10 protein-coding genes and 1 riboswitch are annotated in these 13,451 nt (G+C 39.5%); all 10 genes read left to right on the top strand.

Annotation, left to right across the window (positions count from 1 at the left end; all coding sequences use genetic code 11):
* The first annotated feature begins 81 nt into the window (after window positions 1-81).
* On the top strand, window positions 82-1,671 hold the full coding sequence (locus AC27JP_RS08555) for an efflux transporter outer membrane subunit (protein WP_487114023.1): 1,590 nt from the start codon (window positions 82-84) through the stop codon (window positions 1,669-1,671).
* A complete protein-coding gene (locus AC27JP_RS08550) occupies window positions 1,671-2,993 on the top strand; it encodes an efflux RND transporter periplasmic adaptor subunit (RefSeq protein WP_487114021.1) in 1,323 nt (440 codons plus the stop codon). Before AC27JP_RS08555 ends, AC27JP_RS08550 begins: the two co-directional genes overlap by 1 nt.
* Window positions 2,990-6,088: an efflux RND transporter permease subunit gene (locus AC27JP_RS08545; protein WP_487114019.1), complete on the top strand. Its 3,099-nt coding sequence runs from the start codon at window positions 2,990-2,992 to the stop codon at window positions 6,086-6,088. The genes AC27JP_RS08550 and AC27JP_RS08545 overlap by 4 nt, the downstream gene beginning before the upstream one ends.
* Before the next feature lie 246 nt (window positions 6,089-6,334).
* Window positions 6,335-6,703 carry an HIT domain-containing protein gene (locus AC27JP_RS08540; protein WP_487114017.1) on the top strand — a complete coding sequence of 123 codons (369 nt, stop codon included), beginning with the start codon at window positions 6,335-6,337 and terminating at the stop codon, window positions 6,701-6,703.
* A gap of 78 nt (window positions 6,704-6,781) precedes the next feature.
* Window positions 6,782-6,917: riboswitch (TPP riboswitch) on the top strand.
* 142 nt (window positions 6,918-7,059) lie between these two features.
* Window positions 7,060-9,153, top strand: coding sequence for a TonB-dependent receptor (locus AC27JP_RS08535; RefSeq protein WP_487114015.1), 2,094 nt, complete (start codon window positions 7,060-7,062; stop codon window positions 9,151-9,153).
* 107 nt (window positions 9,154-9,260) lie between these two features.
* Entirely contained in the window at window positions 9,261-9,527 is a 267-nt protein-coding gene (locus AC27JP_RS08530; protein ID WP_085297433.1) for a hypothetical protein, read from the top strand.
* Window positions 9,527-10,195 (top strand): nicotinamide riboside transporter PnuC, encoded by a 669-nt coding sequence (gene pnuC / locus AC27JP_RS08525; protein ID WP_487114013.1) that lies wholly within the window; start codon window positions 9,527-9,529, stop codon window positions 10,193-10,195. The genes AC27JP_RS08530 and pnuC overlap by 1 nt, the downstream gene beginning before the upstream one ends.
* Before the next feature lie 28 nt (window positions 10,196-10,223).
* The gene (locus tag AC27JP_RS08520; protein WP_487114011.1) at window positions 10,224-11,369 is read left to right on the top strand and encodes a phosphotransferase; all 1,146 of its coding nucleotides are present in this window, start codon (window positions 10,224-10,226) and stop codon (window positions 11,367-11,369) included.
* Window positions 11,370-11,464: 95 nt separating this feature from the next.
* Window positions 11,465-12,538, top strand: a complete 1,074-nt coding sequence (locus AC27JP_RS08515; protein ID WP_487114009.1) for a sensor histidine kinase — start codon at window positions 11,465-11,467, stop codon at window positions 12,536-12,538.
* Window positions 12,535-13,359 carry a LytR/AlgR family response regulator transcription factor gene (locus AC27JP_RS08510; RefSeq protein ID WP_487114007.1) on the top strand — a complete coding sequence of 275 codons (825 nt, stop codon included), beginning with the start codon at window positions 12,535-12,537 and terminating at the stop codon, window positions 13,357-13,359. Before AC27JP_RS08515 ends, AC27JP_RS08510 begins: the two co-directional genes overlap by 4 nt.
* Window positions 13,360-13,451: the final 92 nt, after the last annotated feature.

The raw sequence follows: 13,451 nt of genomic DNA, 5'->3' as shown, positions 1-13,451 counted from the left end.
ACAGTGTAAATAACATTGTTTGCCCCAAAACCGAGCCATACTATAGTTAATCTAATTATAGTTTTGTCTGTGGGGAAGGTTTTGAAAGTTCGTGCAAGTAAACATAGTGGTATCAGCGAGCTAGGTAACGTAAGGAAGCTTAAACGAATATTACCAAGCGTACCGTTAAAGGCACATAATCTTGCTGTTATTACCATGGCAGTGCTCATCAGTGCTTGTAGTACGCCTAGTGGTATGTCATCTAAAAATCCTAGTTTGGATATTGAACATAATAGCCCGAAAAATTGGCAAACAAAGCAAACTCAAAATAGTTCAAAGAGCATAGTTGTTGATGACTGGTTAAGAAGCTTTAATAATCAGACGCTTGAGCAAATGGTTGCTTATGCATTAGTAAATAATTATCAATTACGCGCCGATAGCATTAATCTTGAAATTGCCAAAGAACGTTTGCAAGTCAGTGCAGCCACAGATTTTCCAGAATTGTCATTAGCCATTAGTAACGCTAGGCGTAAGCAAGTGACTAACGACACAAGCAGCTATCAAACCGACGCCGATATTAGTGTTGATTTAAGTTATGAAATCGACCTTTGGGGTAAGCTCTCTGATGAGCAAAATCAAAACCGTTTAAGTTATGCCGCCGCCCAAGCTAATTATCAGCAAAGTAAACTGACGTTAGTGGCAAATATTTCTAAAGCGTGGTTTGATTTAACGCAAGCACAACAATTACTTAATTTGTATCAAGAGCGTGCCGATAATTTACAACGCAATTTAGTGATGATCCAATCATCATATCAATTAGGTTTGAATGATGCGCTTGATGTTTATTTAACTAAAAATGATGTTAACCAAGAGCTTGCGAGGGTAGCTCAACAAGAGCAAACCTTAAAATTACAAAGTAGAGCTTTAGAACTGCTGCTGGGTGATTACCCTTATGCGAAGAAAGTAGCTGAACAAGAACTTCCCTTTATTGCCACGGATATTGATTTGGGTTTACCAGCGCAATTGTTGACGCGCCGAGCAGACATTCAAGCCAGCTGGTTAGAACTCTTGGCGTTAGACGCGGGCCTAGCTGTCGCACATAAACAGCGCTTCCCTAGTTTTAACTTAAACGCTAGCGTTAGTGATAATGCAACAGAGTTAAATAATTTACTTGATGGTGGCGCATTAGCTTGGTCACTATTGGGTAATATAACAACTCCTTTGTTTAATGCCGGACGTTTACAATCATTAGAGCAGCAAGCAAAGTTGGCCGTTGAGCAAAAAGAGCAACAATACTTACAACAGGTTTACCAAGCATTTGCTGATGTAGAAAATAGTATTAGCGAACGAGAGTCGTTAGCACAACGTTATCGTTATTACCTTAAAGCACAAGAAAATGCCTTGGCCGCGGAAAAGTTATCATTTGATCAGTATTTGCGTGGGTTAGTAACTTATACCACTGTACTCGAGTCACAACGCCGCTCTTTTGATGCACAAACTACTGTGATCCAACTAACTAATCAGCTATTACAAAATCGTATTGAAATTTATAGCGCATTAGGTGGTGATTATCTTAGTGTTGATAACCAAATGGCGATCAACTCCGCAACCAGTTTAGCAACAAATTCAATAAAACAATCACAAAGCTTAACGCCAATGTCGTTAACTCACAGCACAAGTTTGGAAAAATAATGTCAGTCAAAATAAAAAGAATTCTTCCCATTATTGTTTTATCGTTACTGGTGTTTGTTGCCTATATAGTGAGTAGTAATCCACCATCAACAAAACGAGCTCGTCCTAGTACGGCACCGCAATTGAATGTGCAAGTGCAAAAATTAACTCGTGCCGATCTTGCTGTAACGATTAGCAGTTATGGCACTATTAAACCGCGCACTCAAAGCATACTTCTCCCACAAGTTTCTGGGCAAATTATTAGCATTAGTCCGAAATTTCGAGCCGGAGGTTTTTTCGAGCAAGGTGAAGTGCTAGTACAATTAGATCAACGAGATTTGTTAGCGGAAGTAAAAATTGCCCAAGCAAGTTTATTTACGGCTAAGCAAAATTTAAGTGAAGAGCAAGCGCGGGTCGCGCAAGCAGAGCAAGACTGGCAGCGCTTAGGAAACAGTAAACAAGCGCCGGATCTTGTTTTACGTAAACCACAATTAATGGCAGCACAAGCAACGGTTTATTCAGCAGAAGCTGGTTTAGCAAAGGCAGAGCTGGCATTAGAGCGGAGCAATATCATTGCCCCATATACCGGCCGTGTTTTAAGTAAGTCGGTTGATGTGGGTCAGGTAGTCAGTGTTGGTACTGAGCTTGCAGAAATTTATGCGGTAGATTATGTCGAAATTCGCCTACCTTTGAAAAATAAAGACTTACCTTACATGGTGTTACCAGAAAACAGTCGTTTTCAGGATGAAAATATTCATCAGCAACCGGCGGTCACTATTCATTCTGACTTAGCCACACGTCAAAGTTGGTTTGGTAAAGTGGTACGTACCGAAGGGGCCTTTGATGAAGAATCACAACAGTTGTTTGTTGTCGCACAAATTGATGATCCTTATGGTAAAAATGAAGGTAATAGTTTGCCACTAAAAATTGGCCAATATGTTAGTGCGAAAATAAACGGCAAAATTATAGAGCAAGCGTTAACAATCCCCAACAAAGCTATTTATCAAGGCAGCTACGTTTATGTTGTAGAAGACAATATGCTGAAACGTAAAAATATTAGTATTGCTTGGCAAAATGATGATGTTGCAGTGATAAAAACAGGTTTAGACGCGCAAGAATTACTGGTGTTAACGCCACTAGGACAAGTAACTTCTGGCACTATCGTCAGCATTAGCAGTATTGACGGCAAAGCGGTAATGGCAAAAACTTCGGGCAAAAAAAACTTTAAGAAAGGTAACGTCAAGGCAGGTAAAGACGCTAAACAAGGTAAGCCGCGTAAGCCAATCAATGGCGACAAAGTAAAAGATTCAAACCCCGCTAATAAAAAAGGAGTTGAGTCATGATCGCTTGGTTTGCTAAAAATCATGTCGCTGCTAATTTATTAATGATCACCATTTTATTAGCCGGCATATTTTCAATAAAAAGTAGCATCCCCCTAGAGGTTTTTCCGTCGTTCGAATCGGAAATTGTCAATGTTACTGTGGCATTACGAGGTTCAACTCCAGAAGATGCCGAGCAAGGTGTCGCTATTCGAATAGAGGAAGCGGTGCAAGACTTACAAGGTATTGAAAAAATTACCAGTATCTCGGTTGAAGGGGCTGCGACTGTTCGCATTGAAGCTGACTCAGCCACCGATGTCCGTGATCTCTTGGCCGACATCAAAAGTCGAGTCGATGCCATTAATACTTTCCCGGTTGATGCTGAAAAGCCTGTTATCGCCATTGCTCAACGTATTCGCGATGTTATTTCAGTGACTATTGCCTCTGAATATGGTGAAAAAGAAATTCGTGAATTTGCTGAACAAGTACGCGATGACTTATTGCGTTTACCGCAAGTTACGCAAGTATCGTTAGATGCGGTGCGTGATTACGAAATTAGTATTGAAGTCAATCAAAGTAAGCTTGAACAGTACCAATTAACGTTAACTGAAATTTCAACGGCGATCAGCAATAGCTCGGTGGATATTTCTGCGGGTAATGTTCGCACTGAAGGTGGTGATGTTTTAGTGCGTAATATTGGTCAAGCTTATCGTCGTGATGAATTTGAAAAGGTAGTGATCAAAACCAATACCGATGGCACTTTCCTTTACTTAGAAGATGTTGCACAAGTAAACGATGGCTTTGAGGAAACGCCATTACGCGCGCGCTTTAATGGCCAACAAGGGGCACTAATTGATGTTTTTCGTATTGGCAATCAAAGTGCAATAGATGTCGCCGATGCCGTAAAAAATTATATTGACCAACGTCAAGACACTTTACCTAAAGGCTTTGTGTTAAGTTACTGGGATGATGACTCTGAAATCGTCAAGAGCCGGTTAAATACATTAACCACCAATGCCTTACAAGGTGGCTTTCTCGTTTTACTTTTGCTGACATTGTTCTTACGACCATCCATCGCATTTTGGGTTTCTATTGGCATTCCTGTTAGTTTTATGGGCGCATTTATCGTTATGCCATTTTTTGATATTTCAATTAATATCATGAGCTTATTTGGCTTCATCTTAGTGCTCGGGATAGTGGTTGATGATGCCATTGTCACTGGCGAAAATATTTACCGCCATACCCAAACCGCCTCTAGTGGTATTGAAGCGGCCATTAAGGGTACCCAAGAAGTGGCAACTCCAGTTACTTTTGGAATTTTAACCACAGTAGCGGCCTTTTTGCCATTGGCCTTTATTGAAGGGCAGCGGGGGGCATTGTTTGCGCAAATTCCGGTTATTGTTATTCCCGTGCTGCTATTTAGCTTAATCGAGTCTAAATTTGTTTTACCTTCGCATTTAAAGAACCTGCGCTTGCGCAGCGAAAGTACCAAGCAATCAAAATTTAGCGCTTGGCAACAACGTTTTGCTGACGGTTTTGAAGCCTCCATTTTACGTTATTATAATCCACTATTGTCGTTAGCTATTCGTAATCGTTTAACGACAATTGCCTTATTTGTCGGCGTGTTTATTTTGATTTTAGCTTTTATTACCAGTGGTTGGACACGATTTGTATTTTTCCCTCGTATTGCCAGTGAAACCGCACGAGGTAACGTGACTATGCCGGTGGGAAGCAGCTTTGATGTGGTTGATGCTTATGTTGAAAAAATGTCTAATGCGGCAAAAACACTGCAAGATAAATATCGTGATGATGAAGGCAATAGTATTATTTTAAATACTTTAGCGATCACCAGTGAAGAAAAAGGTCGAGTGCGCTTTGAAATTGTCCCAGCAGATAAAAATGAAAGCGGTATCGGCACGTCGCAGTTAGTTAAAGAGTGGCGTGAGCTTATTGGCCCGTTACCGGGCGCAGAAAGCCTTACTTTTAGAGCCGAAATTGGTCGAGGTGGCGACCCCATTGATATTCAGCTGTCAGCAACAGATCTGCAAACCTTGGAACAAGCGGCCGATGAAGTTAAAGCAAGAGTACGTACTTATCCGACCGCATTTGAAATTGCCGATAGTTTATCTGATGGCAAGGAGGAGCTACAAATAGAACTGACCGAGCAAGGTTATGCTATGGGTATGAGTAATTCATGGATAACACGGCAGGTTAGAGATGCCTACTTTGGCGCGCAAATTCAACGTATTCAGCGCGGTCGCGACGACGTTCGGGTAATGTTACGTTTTCCTTTGGCTGAACGTCAGTCGGTAGCTAAGCTTAATGATATGTTGATCAACACGCCTACAGGCGGCAAAGTTCCGCTATCACACGTGGCGACATTAACGCCAGGTAAGAGTCCATCAGCAATCAAGCGCATAGATAGATATCGCACGGTGAATGTTACTGCTGATGTTGATAAAGATGCGACCAATATGACCACACTCAATGCTGATCTTAATCAGTTTTTAAAGGAGTTGATGAGTAAATATCCTGGCTTGTCATATACCTTTGAAGGAGAAGCTCGTGAACAGGCAGAATCTTTCAATAGTCTTGCTTGGGGGCTATTGTTTGTTTTCTTTATTATTTATTGTTTATTAGCAATACCGTTTAAGTCCTATCTGCAACCGGTTATTGTTATGTCGGTCATTCCGTTTGGCGCAATAGGGGCAATTATTGGCCATTGGATCATGGGTATGGACCTGACCATTATGAGTTTACTCGGCTTAATGGCGTTAATTGGTGTGGTAGTTAATGACAGCTTAGTCTTAGTTGATTTTATTAATGCTAAAGTTCGCGCCGGAGATAAGGTGTTCAATGCTGTGCTAATTGCCGCGCAATCGCGCTTTCGTCCGGTGATGCTAACGTCATTAACCACCTTTATTGGCTTAATGCCATTATTGTTTGAAAAGGCGACCCAAGCCCAGTTTTTGATCCCAATGGCGGTATCGCTTGGCTTTGGTATTATCTTTGCGACTTTTATTACCTTAATACTGGTACCGGTAAATTACTTATTAATTGAAGATGTCAAAAGGTATGCCGCAAAAGGTAAGCAAAGGTTAGTTAGCCAGTTAAGTTAGTGTATTTTAGACTCAGCCCTTTGGGCAATGACTATTTTTAACGCTAGCAGCATTAGAATCTCACTTATTTGGAACAACCAAACATCGTTCATTCTGCTTTGCTAGTGTTAAAAACAACCTATTGCTGAAAATATAAACAAAGATCAACAGCCCCTAATACTTATTAGCTAAGCGAATGATATTTTACGTTGTCATTCGCTTAGCAATCGTTAAACTATTAAGCAAATACCAATTAAAGGCTAAATCATGGCTGGTAACAACACTCCTGAAGAAACCATATTTTCGAAAATTATTCGCCAAGAAATTCCAACACCATTACTTTTTCAAGATGAGCTTGTTAGCGCTTTTCGCGATATTACCCCACAAGCGAAAAGCCATATCTTGATTGTTCCCAATAAACTCATCCCCACAGTAAATGATATTGAACAAGAAGATGAACTGACCATTGGCCGTATGTTTACTGTTGCTAAAAAACTCGCTAAAGAAGAGGGCATTGCAGAAGATGGTTATCGCTTGATCATGAACTGTAATCAACATGGTGGCCAAGAGGTTTACCATATTCATATGCACTTAGTCGGCGGTCAACCATTAGGACGTATGTTAAACCCGAGGTAATACAGCTATAGGATAATAAAATATAGCGTAAAATAAGGCATTTACACTGTACTTTTAAATAAATATTGTTAGTATGCACACCGAACCAAGGGGTGCCCTTAAATTGGTAACGATTTAAAAGGCTGAGATGCGCTGTCATTACATAATATGGCATAGCGAACCCTTAGAACCTGAACCGGATAGTACCGGCGTAGGAATGGTTACGCTAATCGCATACCATTCTGTAAAATTGTATTTTGCCGTTTAGCGTATGCTTATGCAGGCAATGACAATTCTACAGTTTGCTAGTGAACAGTTATTTAACTTCTCCATGCCGGATCCCATAACGTATTCTTAATAGAATTTATGAGATCATAATGAAATTTACAAAATCACCTATTGCTTTAGCTATTTTTACTAGCCTTGTTACTTCAACAACTTTTGCTGCTGACAATTCCACCAAAACAGACCAACAAGCAATAGAGGTTATCACCATCAATGGTGATTTTCGTTCGACATCGCTGCAAAAAACAGCAAGTTCTCTATCTGTTATCGCTAGTGACGAAATTGACGCTCGCAATGCACAGAATTTAGAAGAAATCATTGCCCGTACACCAAACGTTAACTTTTCTAGTGGCACTCAGCGTGCTCGATATTATCAAATTCGTGGTATTGGTGAGCGTAGTCAATTTAAAGAGCCTATTAACCCTTCCGTTGGCTTAGTGATTGATGGCATTGATTTTTCAGGTATTGGCAGCATAGCCTCAACTTTCGATGTTGAACAAGTTGAAGTATATCGTGGCCCACAAGGTACACGCTTTGGTGCTAACGCCATGGCAGGTATGATCAATATTACTTCAGCAGCGCCTACCGATAACTTCGAAGGTAAAGTAAGACTTTCTGCAGGTAATTACGATAGCTACAGCGCTGGTTTGGTTTTATCAGGCCCAGCAACTGAAAAGGTCAACTATCGTTTAGCCGTTGAACAATACAAAAGTGATGGCTTTATCGAAAATGACTTTCTTAATCGTGATGATACTAATAATCGTGATGAGTTAACGCTACGTGGTAAATTAACCATCGCAGCAAGTAAAGACTTAATTATTGATATTACAACGTTTGTTGCTGATTTTGATAACGGCTATGATGCCTTCTCGCTTGATAATAGCCGCCATACCTTATCAGACCAACCGGGTTTTGATCGCCAAGAGACTAAAGCACTAGCGACTAAGTTTACCTATCAAGGTTTTAATAACTTTACCATTGAAAGTATCGTCAGCTATGCCGATTCTGCGTTAGATTATGGCTATGACGAAGATTGGGCGTATGTCGGTATTCGTCCTGATTGGGAATACAGCTCTACAGATCATTACTTTCGTGATAAATCTTCAGCAACATTTGAATTAAGAGCTGTTTCAGCGCCTGGTGGTGAAATTTTCAATGGTAGCACTGCTTGGGTGACAGGGCTTTATTATAAGCAAGAAGATGAAGACTTATTACGTCAATACACCTATTTATCTAGTGATTACAACTCAACATTTGATACTGACAATATTGCGGCATTTGTTCAGTTTGATAGCCAGCTAAATGAAAAGTTAAGTTTAACCACTGGTTTACGAGTTGAACGTAGAAATTCAGATTACAGCGATTCAGAGCAAATAAACTTTGATCCGAGTGATACTATGGTTGGTGGTAAGCTTGTATTGTCGTATCAAATGGATGAAAGCAATTTATTCTATGGCTCTGTTAATCGCGGTTATAAAGCCGGTGGTGCAAATACTGATGGTAGTTTACCGAGCAATTTACGTGAATTTTCACCAGAATATCTTTGGAATTATGAATTAGGTTACAAAGTTAGTTTGTTAGACAATCAAGCTTATGTCCGTAGTGCGGTATTTTATATGGACAGGGATGATATGCAGGTACGTACCTCTTATCTAGAAGAGCGAGATGATGGCAGTACTGACTTTGTTTCTTATTTAGGCAATGCTGCAACTGGCACTAATTTTGGTCTTGAACTTGAAGCCGGCTGGCAAGCAACGACTGAACTTGAAATTTATGGCTCTGTAGGTTTGTTAGATACCGAATACGATGGTTTTATTGATGCCGATGGTAATGATAAGTCTGGTGACGAGCAAGCACATGCGCCTAGCTACCAATTTAATGTTGGTTTGAACTATCAGTTGTCTGATAATTTACTCGTCAACATTTCTGTTGATGGCAAAGATGAATTTTTCTTCTCTGATAGCCACCAAGAAAAATCAGAATCAATAGAAGTGGTGAATATGTCGGTGAGCTATTCAGAAGATGACTGGCAAGTAAAACTATGGGCGCGTAACTTATTTGATGAAGAATATGCGACTCGTGGCTTCTACTTCGGCAATGATCCAAGAGACGAATATACCGCAAAAGCCTATTATCAATTAGCGGAGCCAGCTGTTTTTGGCGCAACATTTGACTATTCTTTTTAAGATGAGTGGTAAACATTTCCAAAATTAATAACTGTAGTACATTGAGCATGTTAGGGTTTATCTCTAACATGCTATCTTTAAAGAAAATGACACATAAGTTAAAAGACATGAAAATCTCAATTGAAATTAGTTTGTATCCACTAGCAGAAGAAAAATTTAAAACGGAAATTTGGGCCTTTATTAAACGTTTACGTTTAGTTGAAGGCTTGAATGTTGTGACTAACGGTATGAGTACGCAAGTTTTTGGTGATTATGACTTAGCTACAAGCCATGTGATGGCTGAAATTAAACACGTACATCAAACCCTAAATGCCGCTGTTTTTGTTTGTAAATTTATTGGTGGTGATCGCTCAGTTGTAGAAGCTGAAAGCTAATGGCGAACTCTATCAGCGCTACCGCTGAAATCGTTACTTATTTTACTACTTTGCCGGTGTTAGAACTGATCGCCGTTGTGGCGTCCTTGCTCTATGTAGTGTTAGCGGCAAAAGGTAATATTTGGTGTTGGCCAGCGGCAATCTTAAGTACTGTGTTATACACCGTTATTTTTTATGATGTTTATCTATGGATGGACAGTGTATTACAGCTTTATTACTTGTTGATGGCAGTATATGGCTGGCTTTGCTGGCGAAAACAAAATAATGAGAATACATCTCAAACGAAAACCTTGTTATATAGCCAATGGTCATTGCAACGCCACACTGTGGTGATTATTGCACTAACATTGTTATCTTTAGCTTTAGGCTGGTTAATGGCTAGTTATACACCGACTCATTTTCCTTACCTTGATAGTGCCACAACGGTATTTGCCGTATTTGCAACCTATTTAATAACGCAGAAAGTATTGGAAAATTGGCTGTACTTTATCGTGATTGATTTTGTTTCTATATATCTTTATATCGAAAAGGCTTTGATCCCAACGGCTGCTTTATTTGCTTGTTATGTGATACTAGCTAGCTATGGTTATTGGCAGTGGCGTAAACTTTATCAACAGCAAAACCAGGGCGGAGTGAACGACAGAGATATTTCGCCCGCGCTGGGCTAAAACATATAAAGTATTTAGTGAGTAATATGTGAACATTAATGATGGGGCATTTGTTGGTGCAACAAATGGCGAAGGGACGAATTTAACTGCTGGTGTTAAAGAACCATATAAACGGCTAGTCAATGAGTTATGTTTATTACCTTGTTTTGCTCAGCAAATAATTCAGAGTGTTACGGCTCTCGAAACAGGGTTAAGTCAACCCTGTTTTCGTGTACAAACTAACAAACATGATTATTTTGCCAAATATCTAGCAAATAGCGGTGTAGAACTCGTCGCAAATAAACTGGCGACTGAATTCGGTATTGCACCTAAACTTATCTACGGTGCAGGCCAATGGTTGGTCACAGACTTTATAACGGGGGAGTTGTTGGTTGATTGTCATTTAAGTGAAGATGAAAAATTAGCTACCACGCTTGCTTTACTTGCTCAATGCCATCGTCTACCTAAATCCTCAATTAACCGCCAAATCGGGCAACAGTCTTCATCTCACAATAATGCTCTAACAATTCCTTACTTGGCGATTGAAGAAACACTCGCTCAGTTATTTCAAGCGCTTTTACCTCAACAGCCATCATCAGTAAATGAGCAATTGTTGTTATCTCAACTTAACCGTGTAATGGCCATTGCTAAATCAGTGCTGCAAGAACTTGCTCAAGCAAGAACTGAAGTAGGGCATAGCAATGAGGTATTTTGTCATGGTGATGCCAATTTCACTAATGTGATTAAGCTTGCAAATGCTACAAAAGCTGATGATGAATTACAGTATCAATTAATTGATTTTGAGTGTGCCTGCATCGCACCAATTGAGTATGACATTGCCATGTTGATGGCGGTGAATGAAATTGAAAGTAATAAAATAGCACAGGTTATAGCACTTTATTCTCAGCATAATGCTCAACAAATTCTACCGCAGCAGTTAGGGCCATTAATGTCTAGAAACCATGCTGACAAAGCAGTTAAAATTGTCGACAATCTGCCGTTTATGACCAAAAACATAGGTAACATATGTAAATGCCTCGTTACGCGTTACTATTGTTTGTCTTTAATTATTAATGGTTTATGGTATCTTTCACAATATCAGCAACGGAATGAGGAAAAGTATAAAAAACTGGCCAACAAACAGTTTTTACTACTAGCAAATCGCTACCCTGAGACATATATTGTTATAGACTAAATGAGATAAGGTGCTGAAATCTTACGATTAGTGGTAGTGCGAGAATAGCTTGCATAGCGCATAATTATACTAACCTTGTTTGTTGGCCGTCTTGTGTGAATTGGAAAGAATTTATAGAAAATAGAAACCGCTTATTTTGGCTAGTGCATACCGCTGGCTGGTGTGGTTTTGCCTTAGTACATTACTTAGGTTCATTACTTCACGATTTACGTGATATCTTTTTAGTGATCATTTTACTGAATGCTTATGCCGGTTGGTTGTTCACTATCCCTCTAAGATATATCTATCGTCGCATTTGGAACTTCACGCCGTTAAAAATTGCCATTGTGGTGATATTAACGTCGTATTGTACTGGTGTACTTTGGCAAATTGTAAAAAATATTAATTACTGGGAAATATACAAACACGGCTATCGTCCTGATTTTCTTCTTTACTACACCAAAAATAGCTTGTTATCATTTTTCATTATTTTGAGTTGGAGTGGTTTGTATTTTGGTACTAAGTATTACCAAATGCTGCAAAAGGAAAAACAAAATGTATTGCGTGCCAATACGGTGGCACATCAAGCACAATTGAAAATGTTGCGCTATCAGCTAAATCCGCACTTTTTGTTTAATACCTTAAACGCGATATCAACACTTATTCTGGTCAAAGAAAACAAAACTGCCAATGGCATGGTAACCAAGCTCAGTGAATTTCTGCGCTATTCTTTGGATAAAGATCCGATGAAGCGGGTAACACTAGAAAGTGAGTTACATGCCTTAAAATTGTACTTAGATATTGAAAGAGTGCGTTTTGAAGAGCGTTTACAAGTTAGCTTTGATATTGCCGCTGATTGTAATTTAGCGCTAGTGCCCAGCATGATACTGCAACCTTTAGCCGAAAACTCTATAAAGCACGCTATCGCAGTACAAGAGCAAGGTGGAGAGATCAATGTTTCGGTACATCGATTTGGTAATGACTTACTGGTTGAATTGTCTGATAATGGCCCTGGCGCAGAAATTAAAAATGGTAACTTGTTTCGAGAAAATGGTGTTGGCTTAGCGAATACCCGAGAACGATTACAAGCACTGTATAAGAATGATTTTTCTTTAGTTGTTGCCAACAATACACCAACTGGTGTTAAAATCAGTATACGAATTCCCTATGAAGTTGGCAGTCGAGTATGAGCAAGAAGCTCTCCACAATAATTGTTGATGATGAGCCGTTAGCCCGAAAAGGTCTTGCGGTTCGTTTAGAAGATCATAAAGACATCGAAGTGATCGCCCAATGTACCAATGGTCGAGAAGCTTTAGAGGCGGTGCGTGCTTATCAACCGGATTTGATTTTTTTAGATATTCAAATGCCCGGCTTAACCGGTTTTGAGGTGGTTGAGGCTATTATTGAACAAGGATTGCATTTACCTATGGTGGTTTTTGTCACCGCTTTTGATCAATATGCCATGCAAGCGTTTGAAGTTCATGCACAAGACTATTTACTCAAACCGGCCGATGAACAACGCCTAGCCCAAACCTTAGATAAAATTCGCCAGAGTATCAGTAGCGAGGTGAATGCTATTCATAAATCTAAGCTAGTGCGTTTAGTCAGTGACGTTACCGGTAATGATTGTGAAAAAATCCTACAAGAGTTGGATAACAACGAACCGGTCAGTATTTCTAGCTATTCAGATGTGCTGGCGATTAAAGATGCCGGCGAAGTTAGCCGAGTACCGGTAAAAGATATTTTATGGATTGACGCTGCAGGCGATTACATGTGTGTACATACCGAAAGTAATACCCATATTTTGCGTAAAACCATGAAGCAGCTTGAAGAAATTTTAGATCCAAAACAATTCTTGCGCAGTCACCGCTCAACGATAGTGAATAAAAATTACATCGATAAATTCTGTAGCCAGCTTAATGGTGAATATTATTTAGTGATGTCTAATGGCAAAGAGTTGAAGGTCAGTCGTAGTTACAAAGATAAAGTTAAAAAAGCCGTTGTTGCTTAATGCTTTATAACTATTACTAACTAAATCTATAGCGGTAAAAATAAAAAGGTAAACAATATTTTGTTTACCTTTTTTCATCGTGACGTTAAATT

Source organism: Colwellia sp. SU-HH01172 (assembly GCF_057553355.1).
The sequence above is the reverse complement of the archived record's forward strand: the minus strand, read 5'-3'. Positions and strand labels throughout refer to the sequence as shown.

Coding starts and splice junctions, on each gene's coding strand:
- AC27JP_RS08530 (WP_085297433.1), top strand. CDS start 9,261: ATGAAAATCTCAATTGAAATTAGTTTGTATCCACTAGCAGAAGAAAAA.
- AC27JP_RS08540 (WP_487114017.1), top strand. CDS start 6,335: ATGGCTGGTAACAACACTCCTGAAGAAACCATATTTTCGAAAATTATT.
- AC27JP_RS08510 (WP_487114007.1), top strand. CDS start 12,535: ATGAGCAAGAAGCTCTCCACAATAATTGTTGATGATGAGCCGTTAGCC.
- pnuC (WP_487114013.1), top strand. CDS start 9,527: ATGGCGAACTCTATCAGCGCTACCGCTGAAATCGTTACTTATTTTACT.
- AC27JP_RS08535 (WP_487114015.1), top strand. CDS start 7,060: ATGAAATTTACAAAATCACCTATTGCTTTAGCTATTTTTACTAGCCTT.
- AC27JP_RS08550 (WP_487114021.1), top strand. CDS start 1,671: ATGTCAGTCAAAATAAAAAGAATTCTTCCCATTATTGTTTTATCGTTA.
- AC27JP_RS08545 (WP_487114019.1), top strand. CDS start 2,990: ATGATCGCTTGGTTTGCTAAAAATCATGTCGCTGCTAATTTATTAATG.